This is a genomic window from Haliea salexigens DSM 19537, assembly GCF_000423125.1.
GTDB lineage: Bacteria > Pseudomonadota > Gammaproteobacteria > Pseudomonadales > Halieaceae > Haliea > Haliea salexigens.
This window is the reverse complement of record NZ_AUHJ01000009.1, coordinates 36,582-54,676: the sequence shown is the minus strand read 5'-3', so window position 1 is coordinate 54,676 and position 18,095 is coordinate 36,582. Positions and strand designations below refer to the sequence as shown.

The following is an 18,095-nucleotide window of genomic DNA, read 5'->3' as shown; positions in this document are numbered from 1 at the left end:
TGGCCGTGCATGAGTAGCACAACGGCGCCTTCGGCAACGCGGCTGCACGAGCTGCTGGCACTGCAGGCGCAGCGCCAGCCAACAGCGACGGCACTCTGGTGGCAGGGACGGGCGACAAGCTACGCGCACTTGCAGGCGCGCGTAGCGCGACTTGCACAACGACTGGCGAGCGTTGGTAACCCCGGCGACCGCATTGGGGTTCTCGCCTTCAACGGCCCGGAATTCATCGAGTTCATGTACGCGGCGGCGGCCAGCGGCCGCATCCTGGTGCCCCTCAACGCACGGCTGGCACCCCCGGAGTGGTGTTATCAACTTGGCGCGTCGGGGGTAAGCCTGTTGTTTGCCGATGCCGAACTGTTGCAGGCGCTGCGTGCAGAGCCGGGGGTTCCGCAGACGCTACCGGCGGTGGATTTACAGGGCGACTATGCACAGTGGCTGGAGGGGCCGCAGGCGACCCTGCCCGCGACTGCGGCGGATGATCCGGTGTGGATTCTGTACACCTCGGGTTCCACCGGCAGGCCCAAGGGCGCGGTGCTTACCCACCGTTCCTTTCTGGCCGGGCTTGAGTCTGCGGCACTGGCGCGGCCGGTGCTCCCGGGCGACACCTACCTGTACCCGTTCCCGCTGTTTCACGTGGCGGCGCACAATGTGTTGTTGCAACACCAGTACGGTGCTGCAGTCGTGCTGTTGCGGTCGTTTTCCCCCGAGGCCACCCTGCGCGCCTGCCGGGAACAGCGCGTGACCACCTTGTCACTGGCGCCCACCATGATCGCCATGCTGCTGGATGACCCCGCGTTTTGCCCGGCGGATTTGGCATCGGTGCGCACTATCGGCTACGGCGCTTCCGCGATGCCGGAAACCCTGCTGCGGCGGTTGTTGGCCGATACCGGCGTGGGTCTCTGCCAGAGTTACGGCATGACTGAGTTGTCCGGCAGTGCTGCCTTTCTCACCGTGGAGGATCACCAGCGCGCTGTGGCGGGGCAGCCGGCGTTGCTGCGCACCGTGGGCAAGCCCCTGGCGACGGTACAGCTGAAGGTGGTGGATGAAGCCGGTGCGACCTGCCCGCCCGGGGTGGCCGGTGAAGTGCTGGTGAAAGCGCCCCAGTGCATGAGCGGCTATTGGCAGCAGCCTGAGGCAACGGCCGCTGTGCTGGTGAACGGGTGGCTGCATACCGGGGATGTCGGCCGCTTCGATAGCGCAGGTTACCTGAGCATTGTTGACCGCAAGAAAGACATGATTATCAGCGGTGGCGAGAATGTGGCGTCGCGCGAGGTGGAGGAAGTGTTGCGTGGCCACCCGGCGGTGAAGGACTGCGCGGTCATCGGCTTGCCAGACGCCCAGTGGGGGGAGCAGGTCGCTGCGGTGCTGGTGCTGGACGGGGAGGCCAGCGATGACGAGCTCGCAGCTCACTGCCGCGCGTACCTGGCCGGTTACAAAACGCCAAAGAGCTGGCGGCGCGTGCAGGCCCTGCCGCTGAATGCGGCGGGCAAGGTAGACAAGCCAGCGCTGCGGGCCGAGGCCCGCGAGCGCAGCTGAGGCCTCTTACTTGCCGCGCTGTATTGCCGCGCTGACGTACTCCATGAACTCGGTCATATTGGCTTGCTGGTCTGCGTCTACCTGCTTCGACACCGCTTCCTCCGCCATGCGTGCATCCCATTCCGCAAGGCCGGGCACCGCCTGCAGTACATCCCACTGCAGCTGACTGGGGCCGACCAGTTTGGGCATGGCCAACGCATAACGAAGATAGATGTCCGCCAGGGTCATGTCGGCGCCACACACCCAGGGCGAGAATGCGGCCAGGCGCGTCAGGCTGGCGGCGCCCTTGTCGAGTGTTGCGCGCACCTCCTCCTTCACGCCATCCGCCACCGGAGCATTCGCCAGCACGGCGGGCAGCAGCCGTCTTCCCGCCAGTTCGAGATACAGCTCCGCCACCTTCATTACCTGACGCACAAGGGCACGCTGTTCCGGGTCTGCGGGTAGCAGCGGCGTCTGTGTATAGGCGTCTTCGATGTATTCCACCAGCACGCTGCTTTCAGAGAGCGCCGTGCCGTTTGCCGTGGTCAGTGCGGGCACCTTGCCGGCCGGGCTCACGGCGAGCAGCTCTGGCGCCCCGGGGTAAACCAGGTTCTCGGTGAATTCCACGCCCTTGTACAGCAGGCAGTGTTTGACGATGTTGTAGTAATTGCTGGCGGAAAAACCGTGCAGTGTCAGCATGGGGTTGTGATCCTTGTTATGAGGTCGTTGGTGTGGAGGAGTGTACGCGTTATCGCCGTTATTGGGCCAGCAGCGCGTGGCGTTCTTTCTGGCTCAGCCAGTTTCGCGCAACCTCTTCAGCTAAACCCTGCCTATCCAGTAAACTGTGCAGCTTTATGGCACCCCATAACGGCGGTGTGCGAGCGTACAGGATTATCGCAGTGACGGATCAAGATCAGGCAGTGGCGGGAAGTGCGTCTGCCCAGCAGCGTATCGTATGTAAATTCGGCGGTTCCAGCCTGGCGAGCGCGGCACAGCTGCGCAAGGTGAGGGCGATTATCGAGGCGGATCCGCGTCGCAGCATCATAGTGCCCTCGGCTCCCGGCAAGCGCGACAGCGCAGATACCAAGGTCACGGACCTGCTGTATCTCTGCCATCACGCGGCGAGTATGAACGCCGATTTCTCCGCGCCGTTTGCCCAGGTGGCCGAGCGTTTTGCGGCGATTGAGCAGGAGCTGGGCATGCAGCCGATGATGCACGAGCACCTGGAGCACTTTCGGGCGCAGCTCGCGGCAGGCGTGAGCGCGGACTTTGCGGCATCGCGCGGGGAGCATTTCTCGGGCCTGCTGTTGGCGGCATGGCTGGGCGCCGAGTTTGTCGAGCCAGCGGAATGCGTGGTCATTGGCAGCAACGGCCTGGTTGATCCCGCCACCTGGGCACTGCTCGGCGCACGCCTGCAGGACAGCACCCGCCGTTACGTGGTGCCGGGTTTTTACGGATGCGATGGAAAAGGCGAAGTACGCACGTTTTCCCGCGGTGGTTCCGATGTCAGTGGCGCGGTTGCCGCGCGCGCAGCGCATGCCTCGCTGTATGAAAACTGGACCGATGTGTCCGGGCTGTTGATGGCGGATCCGCGTATTGTGCCCAACCCCCGTCCCATGGCCGAGGTGACCTACGCAGAGATTCGCGAACTGTCCTACATGGGTGCCAGCGTTTTGCATGACGAAGCCATGGCGCCGGTGCGCGAGGTGGGTATACCGGTCAATATTCGCAATACGAACGAGCCGGAACATCCGGGTACGCGCATTGTTGCCGAGCTCTCGCCCGAGGTTATCCAGAGCACACAGATAGCCGGCGTAGCAGGCAAGTCGAACTTTGCCATGATCACCATAGGCAAGCACCTGATGAACCGCGAAGTGGGCTTCGTGTATCGCCTGCTGGGTGTGCTCGAGCACAATGACATTCCCTTCGAGCATTGCCCCTCGGCGATTGACAGCGTGAGCGTGGTGCTGGAGTCATGCTGGCTGGAGGGGAGGGTCGACGGCCTGCTGGATGAAATTCGCCGTACGCTGGAGCCCGACGAGCTGGAGTACGTGCCGAGCATTGCGCTCATCGCCATCGTCGGCGAAGAAATGGCGCGCACACCGGGTATTGCAGCCAAGGTATTCAGCGCACTGGCAAGCGCCGGCGTGAACGTGCGGCTGATCAATCAGGGCGCCTCGGAGTTGAATATCATCGTGGGTGTAGCGCCAGACGATTACGCTCCGGCGCTGCGCGCAATTTACAACGCCTTTATTGGCTAGCTCCAGGCTATTCCTGCGCCAGTCGGTAGAGCAATACGGCGGCGCGCTTGGCTTGCAGGGCTAGGGAGGGCAGGTAGCCCGTTTCGTTGACCGTGTGGCCTTCGCTGCCGCTCATGCCCAGGCCGTCGATGGCCATGTCCACGTGGTCTGCGGCGAAGGAAATATCCGCCGCCCCGGCACGCAGCGGATTGACTGCTGTCACCGGCCCAAACCCCAGGTCTTCACTGACCTGTGAGTAGAGCGCCAGCAAGCGCAGATTGCCGGCGGAGGGCGCCATGGGCGGGTAGCCCTCGTCGAAGGCGAGTTCCGCCGTAGTCTGGGGCAGGTGTTCTGCCACGATGGCCTGCATGCGCGCCTTGCTGCGCGTCAGTTGTTCCGCCGACAGGGCGCGAATATCGCCTTCCACCAGTGCGAATTCTGCCACCACGTTGCTTTTGCCGTAGGTGCTGGTGGTGTTGTCCACCGGGTTGTTGCGCAGCGTGGTGCCACCGGCCATACGTCCCGGGTTGAAGGTGAGATACTCCTCACCCCGCAGCGCGTCATCGTCGTGGAAGGCGCTGATAATCCGCGCGGCCTCGTAGATGGCGCCCGACCCGATGTCCTCACGAAACACCTGGGAGGAGTGCGCGGGGGTGCCGGTAACGTCAAGCCGCCAGCTCACGCTGCCGCGCCGCGATACATTGGCGGTGCGATAGTCGCCGTCCCCATTCTCGAAACCCAGTGCCACGTCGGCGTGGCGCGCGGCGTCAACCAGGGCCTGTTTGGAAAGCGCCAATGGTTTGCCGCTCAATTCCTCATCACCGGTGAGTACGACGGTGACGTCCAGTTGCTCCAGTACACCGTTGGCGCGCAAGGCGGATAGCGCCTGCAGCATGATGACGTTGCCGCCCTTCATGTCGGCGATGCCGGGGCCGGTGGCGTGCTCGTCGTCGATGCGAGTGAAGCGCTGGAACGGGCTGTCCGGTTCGAACACGGTATCCAGGTGACCGATCAACAGCACCTTGCGACGCGCCTCTGCACCGGCATAGCGCGCAACCAGGTGGCCCGCACGCTGGAAGCTGGCACCCTCCACCCACTCCACGGCGAAGCCGAGTTGCGCGAAGGCTTCACTGAACAGATCGCCGACTTCGCGCACACCGGCCAGGTTCATGGTGCCGCTGTTGGTGTTCACACTGCGGACCAGTAGATCGAGTGCGACCGGCTGTTGGCGGTCAATGTGGTCCACCAGGCGCTGCTCCACCGCGGGTTGCGACTCGGGGCTGGACGCGTGTGTATGCACGGCCCACCACAGCGAGAGGGTGGTGACAAGAAACAGGCGAAAGTAAGTGTTCACGCGAGTCGAGCTCCCTGCGATATGAATGAATGAGGTGATGTCGGCGGCGCTGCTCAATCGCCGTACTCCAGTCCGGCCACCAGGACGCGGGTGGCGAGCTGCACTTCCTTGAGAAACAGCACCAGTGCCACGATGAGCAACAGCAGTCCGAGCACGAACGTAATAACCACGAAGGTTTCAATGTGAATCGCCAGGAAATCACCGATGAACAGGCTGACCACCACCACGCAAACCATAAGGGCAGAGGCAGTACACATACCGATTGACCAGTTGATGATCTTGACCCGTCGCCACAGGGTGCGCAGTTCACGGCTGACGATGGCCAGCCGGGTGTCATCGCTGACGGTGTTGACGCGTCGCTCCAGTACCCGTGCGCGGTCGACAATCCGCCCCAGCCGCCCTGACATGACGTTGAGAAAGCCGGCAATGCCCGCCAGCAGGAATACCGGGGCCACGGCGATCTGGATAATGCTGGCGAGGGCGGTGACGGAATCGGCCATGAATATCTCCCTGCGGCATGGCGGCGTGTACGGTCGGTCATTCTGCGCCACGCGCGATGTGCTGGCAAATGAACAGCCCTGAGCGAAGTCCCGGTATCAACCGCGGCGATCGCCCTTTTGCTCGTGGTTGATGAGCGTTTGCAGCCTGAGCGCGTGGTCCGTGAAGATCCAGTCGGCGCCGCGGTAGACTTCGCGGCGCAGAGCGCCGGGCCGGGTCACAAAACCGGTGCCCACTGTACGCCCGGCGGCGTGCAGCCGTTGCAGGCGCCGTCGTCCCAGCAGGGCGAACGAACCGGCGAGTCCCCCGTGGCCCAGTGAGGCATTCTCGGCAATGATGCGCCCTGTGTTCATCCAGGCGACGTCCACGCACGCGGCGCGCGGCAGATCGGGAAATCCCTCCAGGTGATCGGGCACCAGGGAAAGCAGGTGGAAGTCCCGCACGGGCTCCAGCGCCGTCAGGCAGTCCATGATCCGCTGCGGGTAGGCGGGGCGCTCACGCCACGACTCCTTCACTTCGAGCATCAGATGCACCTTGCCCGCGAAGTCGTCCACCAGCTCGGCCAGCGTGAAAAGTGCTGGCACCGCTGCACGCAGTTCGGCCAGGGTGCTGTGCGCAATCGTCAACTCGGGCCTGCCGTGCAGGCGTCCGCAATGGGGATCGTGGTAGATCACGGGATGCCCGTCGGCGGTCAGTCGGATGTCGGTCTCCACCGCCCAGACCCCCGCCGTTACGCAGTGTGCGAAAGCGGCTGCGGTATTTTCCTCGGCAATGCCGGGACCGTGTGCGCCCCGGTGCGCAATCAGTTTGACCTCACGGCCCCGCAGTGTTGCACGCGAGCCGGGACCGATGCTCCACACTTGATTGGCAAGACTGTTCAACAGGCTGCTGATGCCGGGCATGATGATCCTGAAGGTGGGTCGTAAATGAACCATACGCCGTTCCGTGTCGGCATCCAATGGCAGCAACTGCTTTGTCGCTCGTCCTCCGAACATGCTGGCGCGCTACTTGTTGCCGGCACAGGCACACAGTATCCTCAGCTAATAATCAATAGTCACCCGTGTTGGCACCAACTTCCAACACCATGCAGTGGAGCCTTCTCATGAACATGCCGCTCGCCGTGCACATCGGCAACCACGATTTGCCCTTCGTCGATATCGGTGATGGCAGCCAGCTCAAAGTGTTGCAGGTCAAGCCGGATGAGGGTATCTGGGTAATCGAGAACATATTCCACGCGGGTTATGAGGTGGAGACGCACCGTCATACAGGCCCGGTCTACGGCTTTACCACCAGCGGTGCCTGGAAGTACAAGGAATACAGAGGTGGCCCCTGAAATCTGAACAGCGCTGTAAGTGGATTCCCTGCCTGACATAGGGCATCGTATTGCCCATATTCAGGAGAATCACTATGGCCAGAAGACCTCGCCGTAATCACAAACCCCAGTTCAAAGCCAAGGTGGCGCTGGAGGCCCTCAAGGGTGAACAGACGATGGCGGAGCTCGCGGAACGTTTCGATGTGCATCCCAATCAAATCACCCAGTGGAAAACGCAGCTGCTGGAGCGCTCTGCCGACGTCTTTGGGGGCGATGAATCCAGGGAGCCGCCTGTTGATGTGAAGGCACTGCACGCCAAGATCGGCGAGCTAACCCTGGAAGTCGATTTTTTAGGCGGCGCGCTCACCAAAGCGGGATTGCTGAGCGCAAAACGATGATCGACTGCAAACACAAACTCCCCATCTCGCGTCAGGCCAGGCTGCTGGATATCAGCAGAGGTACGGTGTACTACCAGCCCAGGCCAATCTCCCCGCGCGACCAGATGCTGATGAATCGCATCGACCGGCTGCACTTGGAGCTACCTTTTGCCGGCGCTCGAATGTTGCGGGATCTACTGCGGCAGGAAGGCCACAAGGCGGGCCGCTCAAAGGTCTCCCGCTTGATGAGGCTCATGGGCATTGAGGCGCTGTACCGCAAACCCAGGACCACGCGCCGACACCCGGAGAACAAAGTCTATCCGTATTTACTGCGTAATCTCGCAGTGACACGACCCAACCAAGCGTGGGCGATGGACATCACCTACATTCCCATGGCGCGCGGGTTTATCTATCTTGCGGCTGTGGTGGACTGGTTCTCTCGCCGCGTAATGGCCTGGAAGGTCTCGACCACCATGGACGTCCACTTTTGCCTGGAGGCTGTTGAGGAGGCCATAGAGCGGCATGGCAAACCAGAGATCATGAACACCGATCAGGGCAGTCAGTTCACCAGCCAGGCATTCACGGGCCTTCTCAAGGACAATGGTATCCAGATCAGCATGGACGGCAAGGGGGCCTGGCGAGACAACGTGTTCGTAGAGCGCTTGTGGCGATCAGTGAAATATGAAGAAGTGTACCTACATGCGTACGATACTGTGTCAGCTGCCAAGGCAGGACTGGATCGCTACTTTCGGTTCTATAACAGCCGCCGCCCACACAGCAGTCTTGACCGGCAGACACCGGATCAGTTTTACTTTGAATCGCTGCCACTACCCATGGCAGCTTAAACCTCGGGCAGGCATCCACTTATAGAATGGGTATTGCTGTTCAAAGAACTGGGGCCACCTCTTACGACTACGTCAATCGGGCAGGGTCTTTCCTGTACGAGCCTGCGGGCTCAGTGCACACACTGCAGTGTGTTGAGGACAACACGCGGGTCTGGTTCCACATGACCGGCTCCAACATCAACCTCGACGAGGCCGGAAACATCACCTCGGTGACCGATGGTGGTCTGACCCTGGAGTTCTACCTCGCCATGTGTGAGCAGCAGGGCTTGCCACGCCCCAATGTGTTGGTGGGCTGACATGGAGATTGATATCTACAGCCCGGACGCCTACGTGCAGGGTATTCCGCATGCCCAGTTCGCCTGGCTGCGCGAGCATGCGCCAGTGTACTGGCACCCCCATCCCGACGGGGGAGGCTACTGGGTATTGAGCAAGCATGCCGATATTGTTGCCGTGTCCCGTGACTTCAAGACCTTCTCTGCCCAGCGCGGTTTTGTCATGGTGGACGACATGCCACCGGAGATCCTGGGCATGGTGCAGAATCAGCTGCTGGGTATGGATCCGCCCAACCACGGCCCCATTCGCCGTGCGGTGATTACGCGCTTTACCTCGCGCCGCCTGGCGGAGCTGGAGCCGCGGGTGCGCGAGATTGCCCGGCGCATCATGGTCGATGCTCGCTGTGGCACGGAAATCAATTTCGTCGATGACCTGGCAGGCGACCTGCCGACGGCGGTGATCTGCTCGCTGCTCGATATTCCCGAAGACATGTGGCCACAGATACGGCACTGGTCCGATGTGCAAACCTCCGGCTCAGACCCGGACCTGGGCGGCACGCCGGAGGAGGTCACTCAGGCGTCGATCGACATGGGCAGCTACGGTTACTCGCTGGCGGCAGAGCGCCGCGACGGCAAGGGAGAGGACCTCGTGTCGCTGCTGGTCAACCAGGAGATCGATGGCCACACTGTATCGGAGATGGAGTTCGCCTCACTCTTTGTTCAGCTCGCGGTTGCCGGCAACGAAACCACGCGAGGCCTGATCAGCTCTGGCATGGATCAGTTACTGCGCACCCCGGGCCTGTACCGACAGCTCGCGGCCCATCCCAGCGCATTGCCGCTGGCGATTGAAGAAATGTTGCGCTGGACCTGCCCGCTGCACTATTTTCGCCGCACGGCAACCTGCGATACGGAGATACGCGGGCAGCCCATCCGCGAGGGAGAGCGTGTGGTGATGTTGTACAGCTCGGGCAATTTCGACGAGGAGGTGTTTGCCGACGCGCGGCGCTTTGACATCACACGCACGCCGAATCCGCATCTCGCTTTCGGTCACGGCATTCACCTCTGCCTTGGCGCCAACCTGGCGCGCATGGAGGCGCGGATCTTCTTCGAGGAATTCTTCCGCGCCTTCGCCGGAGTGGAACGGACAGGCGACCCGGTGTTTATCCGCTCCAACAGTATTCATGCCTTCAAACAGATGCCGGTGCGCCTGCTGGCCGCCTGAGCATGCACATCCATCAATAACAAGAACAGGACACACTCCATGCGCCGACCGCTTTTTATCGCTGCGTTGCTTCTGCCGATACTGGCCAGCGCACAGGAAAAAACGCTGTTGTGGGGCGATACGCACCTGCATACCACCTATTCCTCCGACGCCTTTGCCAACAACAACCTTCTGGCCGACCCGGACACGGCCTACCGGTACGCGCAGGGCTTGCCGGTAGTGCATCCCTACCACCATGCGCGGCTGCAAATTGAAACGCCACTGGATTTCCTGGTGGTGTCTGACCACGCGGAATACATGGGGGTTATCCGCCACCTTTACTACAACGGCTCGGACGGCGTGGAGCTGGGTTTTGTCGATGGGCTCAAGGCCGATTTTGTGGGCTGGCTGCTGCGACGGCGCGTGGACGCAGGCCGCGGCCGCGAGCTGTTCATGTCGGTATTGCCCAAGTCCACGGACGACCCGCGCGAGGCCGCGGCGACTATGCGGGTCGGCTCCAGCATGATTCCGCCGATGTTGTCGGTGGAAGCGGATACCTGGCGCCAGATTGCCGAGACCGCTGATCGCTACAACGATCCCGGACGCTTTACCGCGCTGATCGGTTGGGAGTGGAGCTCGATTCCCGGGGGCGCAAACCTGCACCGTGTGGTGATGACCGATGGGGATGCGCGCAGTGCGCGTAAATACGAGCCTTTTGGCCTGGACGACAGTCAGTATCCTGAAGATCTGTGGCAGTGGCTGGCGGCCACTGCCGAAGAAACCGGTGACGACTTTATTGCGATTCCGCACAACGCGAATATTTCCAAGGGCTACATGTTCGATGAAACCACCCTGCGCGGTGAACCCCTCAGCGAGGAGCTGGCCAGCGTGCGCAGTTATTGGGAGCCGGTGGCAGAAATCACACAAATCAAGGGTGATTCCGAGACGCACCCAGCGCTGTCACCCGATGACGCATTTGCGGATTTCGAGAATTACCCGTTTTATATTCAGCAGGGCGCCAGTTCCTACACCCCCGCAGCGGGCGATTTCCTGCGCCCGGCGCTGTTGCGGGGGCTGGTACTGGAAGCGTCGTTGGGTGTAAACCCCTATCAGCTCGGTTTTATCGGCTCCACGGATTCGCACACCAGCCTGTCTTCGGCAGAGGAAGGAAACTTTCACGGCAAACTCGCCACCGACTCCATTCCCGAGAACAAGACAAACCGCTGGGCAGAGGAAGAGGGGCCCAGCGGTTGGGCAATGTCTGCCTCGGGGCTCGCGGCGGTTTGGGCAGAGAGCAACACACGGGAATCCATACTGGAAGCAATGCGTCGACGTGAAGTCTATGCCACCACGGGTCCGCGCATCGGTGTACGGCTGTTCGCGGGTTGGAACCTGCCCGTGGTGGGCACAGACAGTGCGGAAGACTGGCAGGCCGCGGCCGCGGCCGGGGTGCCCATGGGCGGTGAGCTTGCGGCAACCGATGGTGCAGCTGGCCCGCAGATTCTGGTGCAGGCCTCGCGTGACCCGGTGGGCGCCAACCTCGACCGTATCCAGGTGATCAAGGGCTGGATCGATGCGGCCGGCGATACGCACGAACGTATCTATGACGTTGTCTGGTCGGGTGCGCGCGAGCCGGATGCGACGGGTGATCTCCCGGCCGTGGGTAATACGGTGAACCTGGGCACAGGCGAGTGGGATAACAGTATTGGCGCGCCGCGCCTGGCCGCGCTTTGGCAGGATCCGGATTTTGACCCGACACAGGCTGCGTTCTATTACGTGCGCGTGCTGCAGATTCCCACGCCGCGCCATTCACTGCTGGATGCGCTGGCACTGAAGCAACGGGAGGCCGAGGGTTTCCCCTCTACCTTGCAGGAGCGGGCGTATACCTCACCGGTCTGGTACCGACCCGGCGGTTGACGCGGCGGCGGAGTCGTTTTCCATGGCGTGTGCGCTGGCTTTCAGGTCGGCGATCATCTCGCTGATTCCCGTGAGGTGTGGTGCTTCGGCGCGCAGGACAGCCAGGAATAGCCGTCGCTTGTAGTCCTGCAGGTCCAGCCCCGCAGCGACGGCTTCCGGGGCCGCACTGCCGACAATATCCACCAGCCGTTCCGCGGCGGTCAGGCGGCCCCAGAGGTAGTCGTTCTCACGAAAGCGGCGGGAAAAAAACGCACCGAAATTACCGAACTGTACGCCCTTGAGAATCTCCCGCGCGCCGCCCTGGCGCAGGCTGTTGGCATCGTCTACCGCAATGCGGTCGACCTTGATCTGCTCCATGGTATCCATTTCCCGACTCTGGCTCATGGGGTAGGTCAGCACATCGTAATGTGCAAAGCCCAGGTAGGTGGTGAGCACTTCACGCATCATGCTTCGGGCGCCGACTTCGCCACACCAGGCCGCCAGGTCACTCTCCAGGGCGGCATCGAACTCAATCAGGTCCAAGCGTTCGCGCACCCTGACCAGAAAGTCGTTCAGGTGATCATCGAGGCATTCGGTGGAGGGGCGCTGCAGGTGCTCGCCGCGCCAGTCCATGTGTTCGCGCAGCGTTTCTGCGCGGGCGTAGAGACGCAATTTGAGCCGATCGAGATGCTCGCGGTAATCGGCAATCGTCAGAGTATCCGGGTCGGTGTACAGCTCGTTCACGCGGCGAATCAGCAACATCACCCGGCGCAGCCGATGGCGCATATCGTAGTTGCGCAGGAAGCGTACCCAGGGGGCACCCTCCTGATACCGTGCGCTGCTGGCGGTGTCACCCAGCGGGCGGATGCGCGCCATGCGCGCCCAGGCTTGCAGGCGGGCGACGGCTTCGGTGCGCGTCAGTCCGCGCGTGCTGCGCTGAAACAGTTCCGCCAGCTCATCCAGCAAGCCCAGTACTTTCAGCCGCGAATAGCCCTCGTAGGCGTAACCGGCGTCCATGGCGGCGCGCATGTTCGCTTCTTTGCCCCAGTGGGCAATGGTCGCCGCTGTGGGTGTTGCTGTCAGCGTGCTTTCAAGGTGGCTGCCGATGGCGACGAGCACCTGGCTGCGCACGCCGTCGGCGACCTCACGATGCAGTTGTACCTTGTTGTTGAACGCGGCAATCCAGTCCAGATCATCGCGAATTGGCTGGTGCCGCGGGATGGTCGAGAGCGCGCCGAGAATGGTAGTAAAGAAACCGGGTGCTTCGCGCGCTGTCTCGCGCTCGGGCTCCGGGTTCGGCTCGAGATACACCAGCCGGCGGTCAGTCTCACGGTGTGCGGGGTGGCGCTGTACGGCGTCCAGTGCCACGGACACGGGCTTGTTCATCAGCACGCTGCCGTCGATGAAGGCGGATTCGTCCGCGCTCTCGCCTGCGCGTCGGGCTCTGCGCAGCTGTCGGGCAATAAAGGCGCCCCTGCCGGCCCAGCCGGTGTTGCGTTGTTCCAGTACCGCGTCCATTTCCGCGAGACGCAGGGGCGGGAATGCGCCGGGAAAACTACTGGTGGCGCGTGCGGCAAAAGCGAGCGAGGGCAGGTGATCGCGTCCCAGTGTGGAAGGGTGCAGGTCGCAGTTCTTGCTGAACTGGTGATGGAAGTGGAATGTGTGGCGGTGTTCGCGTTCGCGCACGGTCGCTGGGTCGTGCAGTGGAATGGTTTGCGGCGACCCCCAGAAGTCGGTGGTCGTCACGAACAGTTCGAGGGGCAGTCCGGGCGGCAACAGCGACTGACAGCCATCGGCCTGTTCCTCGCCGAGCGATTCCAGGGCGTCGAGCATCATGTTGCTCATGGTGGGGCCAGAGAAAGGTGGCTCGAACCAGCGCGAGCGCATGAACAGGGACAGGTTCTGCAGCACCTCGGGGTCTTCACCCGCGCCACCCGCTTGGCGGTTACGGCGTTTGCGCAGCAGCCCCGCAAACCAGAACAACGGGCGCATGTAGAGTTTGGACAGGCGCGAGGGCCGCGCGGCTGGGTCGAGCAGTGCCTCGATGTCGGCAAGGTCCAGCCAGAGCTTGCGGTGTGCATCCAGCGACAGGTCGAAGGCCAGCGCGCGCGCCAGCATGATACCGTTGATGCCGCCGGCAGAGGCGCCCGCGATCACGTCCACCAGTACGCGCAGGCGCACATGCCCGCCAATCTGTTGCAACAGTTCAAAGTACACGGTTTCGGTGTCGAGCTCACCGCGATGGGGCGCGGCATCGGTATAGCTTGCGTCGCTGGCCGCATCTTCCGGCACAGCGTGGTAGGCCCGGGAGGCGCGAACCAGTTTGAGGATTTCCCGCGTGACACCGTGCATGTATACCGCGAGAGAAACACCGCCGTAGCACACGAGCGCAAGCCGCAGCTCCCGCTCGGGTACCGCGTCGGGTGCTTGGTTGGCGTTCATGCAGGCTCCTTGATGGCCTTGGTGCACGGCTGCGCGATTCGAGCGTGGACGGCGTTGGCTGATGCACAGATTCTATTGCCATACTATAGTTTCAGCTGCGCTCAATCCAGAGCAGCGGTTTCGCGTCGCTGCGACTCTGGGTACGATCAGCTTTCACGGCGACATCGGGCCGGGCACCTGCGCGGCTTATCCGGGAGCTCAACATGATCGAGATCGATTTCCAGCTTGTCTGGCATCATTTGTACAAAATCGGCATCGCGTTCATTCTGGCCTTGCCCATTGCGATTAATCGAGAATACCGGGCTTACGGGGCCGGGTTGCGAACCTTTCCCCTGGTTGCCATCGCCTCCTGCGCCTTCATGCTTGTGGGTATGGACGTCTACGATGAGGGGGAAGCCGAGGCACGCATTATGTATGGCATCATCACGGGCATGGGCTTCATTGGCGGCGGTTCCATTATCAAGCGGGGAAGTCGGGCCCAAGGTACTGCGACGGCAGCGGGTCTATGGCTCACCGGTGCGATCGGGTTGTCCGTGGCGTACGCTCGCTATGAAATCGCCCTGGTGCTGTCGGCCATTGGATTTCTGATCTTTCAGTTTTCTGGTCTCATCAAGATGCACCCGCGTGCAGACGCCGCTGATTAGCCGAGTGGCGTTGGGCGACGTAGCTCTGGCTATCCTTTGGTGTAGGCTGTGAAAAAACTCGCTATGTGGAGAAAAAAATGATGTGTGTTCCCGTTCGCTTGCGTAGTCCCCTGTCATGCCTTGTGATGTTGTTGATACTGACCGGGTGCTCCAGCACCTATTACGGGGCGCTGGAGAAGCTTGGAATTGAAAAGCGCGAGATTCTAGTGGATCGGATTGACGATACCCGGGAGTCTCAGGAAGAGGCCAAGACGCAGTTCGCCTCCGCACTGGAACAGTATCGCAGTATTATCGATGTCGACGGTGGCGAACTCGAGAAGGTTTACGATCGCCTCAACGCTGAATACCAGCGCTGCGAGCGTGATGCAGAAGAAGTGTCTGCGCGCATCGAAGCCGTAGAGTCAGTGGCGGAGGACCTCTTCGATGAATGGGATGGTGAGATAGATGACTTTGCAGATGCCGGGATGGCACGGCAAAGTCGAAAACTGCTGAACGAAACGCGCTCTGAGTATGCGGTCATGTTGCAAGCCATGCAGCGGGCGGAGCGCTCCATGGAGCCCGTCCTTACTATCCTGAAGGATCACGTTACCTTTCTTCGCCACAACCTGAACGCGCGTGCCATCGGCTCCCTGCAGGGCGAGCTGAACACGATAGAGCAGGCCACTGCCTCGCTGATAGCAGATATGGAAGAGTCCATCGCCGAGGCGAGCCGCTTCATGGATTCCATGCAATAGCCGTAGTCTGGGTTGCTGCTCGGTGGAATGAGCAGCAGGCCCCGAGCGTTCACTACACGGGCATCAGGGATGTTCTCGCGAAGCGCAATGTGTCAATGAGTATGCCTCCGGCCCGGACGTATCGTCAGCGATACGGACAGCGCGGCCTAGGGCTCGCCCTCGACGCTGGCCTCCGCGCCCGGCCAGGCGTAGCCGTGAGGCAGGGGAGCGCCGTCGTCGTCCAGGTTCACAAACACAATACGGTCGATGGAGATGATGGTCTGTTTGGTCAGTTTGTTCCTGACCTCGGCCCGCAGCGTGACCGAGGTGCGGCCACAGGCGATCACTTCCACGCCCATTTCAATGATGTCACCTTGGTGGGCGGAGCTGACGAAATTGATTTCCGACATGAACTTGGTGACCAGGTGCCGGTTCCTGCCCAGCTGGCACATGGCGTAGATGACGGCCTCTTCGTCGATCCAGCTGAGTAACTGGCCCCCGAACAGGCTGCCGTGCGGGTTCAGGTTTTCCGGTTTTACCCATTTACGCGAATAGAACTTCATGTTGTTGTCTCTGTCGGTGGCAGGACCTTGCCCGGGTTCAGCAGGCCTTTGGGGTCCAGCGCCTGCTTTAACGTGCGCATGAGGGCGATTTCCGCCGGCGAACGGCTGCAGTGCAGGAACTCGCGCTTCTCCAGGCCGATACCATGTTCGGCCGAGACTGAGCCATGCAGCGGCACCAGATGTTCGTAGACGATGCGCTCAATACGGTGACGCTCGTGGGCGGGGCCAATGCCGAGGTGCAGGTTACCATCGCCCATATGGCCGAAACACACCAGCCTTGTGCCGGGACAGTGTTGCTCCAGGGCGGCGAGCAGGTCGTTGATGTAGCTCTCCATATGTCGAATGGGCAGGCTGACATCAAAGACCGCGATGGGGTTGATGCAGTGCACCAGCGCTTCCACATCATCGCGCATGGCCCAGAGCTGATCGGCCTGCTGGCCGCTTTGCGCGATCACCGCATCGACCACATGGTCGTCTTCCAGCAGGCCAGCCATGACCGCCGTGAACTGCGCCTCCAGGGTTTCGCTGTCCGCGCCCTGCGCCTCCACCAGTACATAAAAGGCGTGGTGCGTGGGCAGGAAGGCCTGGTGGCGCCGGGTTTCCTCCACCAACAGCTGGTAGTGGTTGTTCCACATGACTTCAAAGGCGCTGAGCTTGCCTTCGAGGTCGGTGCCCAGGCGCCGCAGCACCTGCAGCAGAGATGAAAAATTCTCCACCGCGACAAAGGCCGTCTGGGTGGCGCTGGGTGCGGGGCGCAGCCGCAGGACCGCCCGGGTGACAATGCCCAGTGTGCCCTCGGAGCCGATGAACAGCTGCTTGAGGTCGTACCCCGCATTGTTTTTCAGCATTTCGTTCATCGAGCTGATGACGGTGCCATCGGCAAGTACCGCCTCCAGTCCCAGTACCTGCTCCCGCGCCATGCCGTAGCGCACCACACTGTTGCCGCCGGCGTTGGTGGCGATCATGCCGCCGATATGGGCACTGCCGCGCGCACCGAAGTCCACGGCAAAGAGCCAACCTGCGGCCGCAGCCGCGTCCTGCACCGTTTGCACAATGGCACCGGCCTGCACCGTCATCACACCGGCGATGTCGTCCAGTTGCTCAATGGCCTGCATTCTTTCCAGCGTAATCACGATGTCGCTACCGGTACAGGTGATACCGTCTACCAGGCCGCTCAGTCCGCCCCAGGGCACCACACTCTGGTTGTGCGCGTGGCAGATGCGCATCACCGCTGACAGCTCTTCGGTGCTCGCAGGCCGCACAATGGCCATGGCCTTGCACTGTCCCTGCCACCAGCTGTGATTGGGGCGTGCGCGCACGTCCTCACCCGTGAGTACCCCCTTGGTGCCGACAACAGCGTGAATTTCATCAATGATGCGCATGAAACGTTTCTCGATTGTTCTCTTAACGATAGACAGCTGGCCACAACACATACACAGCCGAGGCGTCTATGGTCTTTGCCGTAATATACACCGTGCCCGACGTTTTTGCTGGTGACCTGTGATGTCAGTCCGCGGTCGGCCGGTGCCGGCGGCGCAGTCCGCTGGGCATTGCATCCTGCCCGTGGCAGAATATTGCATATGAGATGTCATTATATGCGGGCCCTGTGGGCAGGGTGAGAACGTCATGACAAAAGCGACGCAGACCGAGGCCATCGACGGGCGCCGTCAACGCAGCGAACGCAGTCGCCAGGCTATTATCCAGGCTGCGGTGGCCTTCATGGAGGAGGGCGTTCTGGTGCCTACGGCGCAGCAGATTGCGGAGCGCGCCGGTGTGGGTATTCGCTCCTTCTTTCGCCACTTCGAAGACATGGGCGCATTGGCGGAGGCGGTCAATGGACAACTGGGTGCCACCTGGAAAGACCTTTTCACCGGTGGCGACCGAGAGGGCACACTGAACGAGCGGCTCACCCATGCGATAGAGCGTCACGCCGATGCCTATGAGCAAATCGGCAACGTGATGCTGTCCACGGCTGCACAGCGTTGGCGTTATGAGTTTTTGCGGCAGAACTACGCGCGCGCGTTGCGAGGCCTGCGGCAAAACCTCAGTGACTGGATGCCGGAGCTGAATGCGCTGCCATCGGATGACCGCGAAGCCGTCGACGCTCTTGCGTCATTCGAGATGTGGCACCGTCTGCGTGAGCATCAGGGCCTGAGCAAGAAAACCAGTACCCGCATTGTTATCCAACTCATCAGGCCGCTGGTTCCAGACCCTTGACCCGCG

17 protein-coding genes are annotated in these 18,095 nt (G+C 61.8%); 10 read left to right on the top strand and 7 right to left on the bottom strand.

Translation table 11 applies throughout. The features are described 5' to 3' along the window. The first annotated feature begins 9 nt into the window (after positions 1-9). Positions 10-1,536 (top strand): acyl-CoA synthetase, encoded by a 1,527-nt coding sequence (locus tag G533_RS0111530; RefSeq protein WP_051230240.1) that lies wholly within the window; start codon positions 10-12, stop codon positions 1,534-1,536. A 6-nt stretch (positions 1,537-1,542) separates the two neighbouring features. On the opposite strand, the gene G533_RS0111525 is transcribed toward G533_RS0111530, so the two are convergent. Next, positions 1,543-2,214 carry a glutathione S-transferase family protein gene (locus G533_RS0111525; protein ID WP_027950082.1) on the bottom strand — a complete coding sequence of 224 codons (672 nt, stop codon included), beginning with the start codon at positions 2,212-2,214 and terminating at the stop codon, positions 1,543-1,545. 200 nt (positions 2,215-2,414) lie between these two features. On the opposite strand from G533_RS0111525, the gene G533_RS0111520 reads away from it, so the two are divergent. Beyond that, complete coding sequence (locus G533_RS0111520) at positions 2,415-3,776, top strand: aspartate kinase (protein ID WP_205622606.1); 1,362 nt, start codon at positions 2,415-2,417, stop codon at positions 3,774-3,776. Between the two features lie 7 nt (positions 3,777-3,783). On the opposite strand, the gene G533_RS0111515 is transcribed toward G533_RS0111520, so the two are convergent. From G533_RS0111515 to G533_RS23540, 3 genes are all read right to left on the bottom strand, one after another. Continuing rightward, entirely contained in the window at positions 3,784-5,109 is a 1,326-nt protein-coding gene (locus G533_RS0111515; RefSeq protein ID WP_084638960.1) for a M20/M25/M40 family metallo-hydrolase, read from the bottom strand. A 53-nt stretch (positions 5,110-5,162) separates the two neighbouring features. Next, a complete protein-coding gene (locus tag G533_RS0111510; RefSeq protein WP_027950079.1) occupies positions 5,163-5,609 on the bottom strand; it encodes a DUF2721 domain-containing protein in 447 nt (148 codons plus the stop codon). Between the two features lie 96 nt (positions 5,610-5,705). After that, the gene (locus G533_RS23540; protein WP_051230239.1) at positions 5,706-6,542 is read right to left on the bottom strand and encodes a glycerophosphodiester phosphodiesterase; all 837 of its coding nucleotides are present in this window, start codon (positions 6,540-6,542) and stop codon (positions 5,706-5,708) included. 167 nt (positions 6,543-6,709) lie between these two features. On the opposite strand from G533_RS23540, the gene G533_RS21720 reads away from it, so the two are divergent. The 5 genes from G533_RS21720 (at position 6,710) to G533_RS0111470 (ending at position 11,531) form a co-directional block, all read left to right on the top strand. Next, positions 6,710-6,940: a cupin domain-containing protein gene (locus G533_RS21720; protein WP_205622605.1), complete on the top strand. Its 231-nt coding sequence runs from the start codon at positions 6,710-6,712 to the stop codon at positions 6,938-6,940. Between the two features lie 74 nt (positions 6,941-7,014). After that, positions 7,015-8,141, top strand: a protein-coding gene (locus G533_RS0111485) for an IS3 family transposase (RefSeq protein WP_144079863.1) whose coding sequence is annotated in 2 segments (ribosomal slippage) — positions 7,015-7,261 and positions 7,261-8,141 — 1,128 coding nt in all. Because the reading frame shifts where the segments join, the coding sequence is not laid out codon by codon here. 26 nt (positions 8,142-8,167) lie between these two features. Next, positions 8,168-8,437, top strand: coding sequence for a cupin domain-containing protein (locus G533_RS21715; RefSeq protein WP_240472423.1), 270 nt, complete (start codon positions 8,168-8,170; stop codon positions 8,435-8,437). A gap of 1 nt (position 8,438) precedes the next feature. Then, positions 8,439-9,635 (top strand): cytochrome P450, encoded by a 1,197-nt coding sequence (locus G533_RS0111475; RefSeq protein ID WP_027950076.1) that lies wholly within the window; start codon positions 8,439-8,441, stop codon positions 9,633-9,635. Positions 9,636-9,674: 39 nt separating this feature from the next. Beyond that, positions 9,675-11,531, top strand: a complete 1,857-nt coding sequence (locus tag G533_RS0111470; RefSeq protein ID WP_027950075.1) for a DUF3604 domain-containing protein — start codon at positions 9,675-9,677, stop codon at positions 11,529-11,531. Here G533_RS0111470 and G533_RS21710 read toward each other — a convergent pair. Continuing rightward, positions 11,502-13,952 carry a patatin-like protein gene (locus tag G533_RS21710; protein ID WP_051230238.1) on the bottom strand — a complete coding sequence of 817 codons (2,451 nt, stop codon included), beginning with the start codon at positions 13,950-13,952 and terminating at the stop codon, positions 11,502-11,504. The two genes, G533_RS0111470 and G533_RS21710, sit on opposite strands and share 30 nt — an antisense overlap. A gap of 203 nt (positions 13,953-14,155) precedes the next feature. On the opposite strand from G533_RS21710, the gene G533_RS0111460 reads away from it, so the two are divergent. Together G533_RS0111460 and G533_RS0111455 are read left to right on the top strand one after the other, a co-directional pair. Further along, positions 14,156-14,596 (top strand): MgtC/SapB family protein, encoded by a 441-nt coding sequence (locus G533_RS0111460; protein WP_027950074.1) that lies wholly within the window; start codon positions 14,156-14,158, stop codon positions 14,594-14,596. A 125-nt stretch (positions 14,597-14,721) separates the two neighbouring features. Beyond that, positions 14,722-15,330: a DUF2959 domain-containing protein gene (locus tag G533_RS0111455; RefSeq protein ID WP_035527840.1), complete on the top strand. Its 609-nt coding sequence runs from the start codon at positions 14,722-14,724 to the stop codon at positions 15,328-15,330. Between the two features lie 146 nt (positions 15,331-15,476). On the opposite strand, the gene G533_RS0111450 is transcribed toward G533_RS0111455, so the two are convergent. Both G533_RS0111450 and G533_RS0111445 read right to left on the bottom strand, forming a co-directional pair. After that, positions 15,477-15,872, bottom strand: coding sequence for an acyl-CoA thioesterase (locus G533_RS0111450; protein ID WP_027950072.1), 396 nt, complete (start codon positions 15,870-15,872; stop codon positions 15,477-15,479). Next, positions 15,869-17,254 carry an FAD-binding oxidoreductase gene (locus G533_RS0111445; RefSeq protein WP_027950071.1) on the bottom strand — a complete coding sequence of 462 codons (1,386 nt, stop codon included), beginning with the start codon at positions 17,252-17,254 and terminating at the stop codon, positions 15,869-15,871. The genes G533_RS0111450 and G533_RS0111445 overlap by 4 nt, the downstream gene beginning before the upstream one ends. A 244-nt stretch (positions 17,255-17,498) precedes the next feature. Between G533_RS0111445 and G533_RS0111440 the strand changes: the two genes are divergently transcribed. Further along, positions 17,499-18,089: a TetR/AcrR family transcriptional regulator gene (locus G533_RS0111440; RefSeq protein ID WP_027950070.1), complete on the top strand. Its 591-nt coding sequence runs from the start codon at positions 17,499-17,501 to the stop codon at positions 18,087-18,089. Positions 18,090-18,095: the final 6 nt, after the last annotated feature.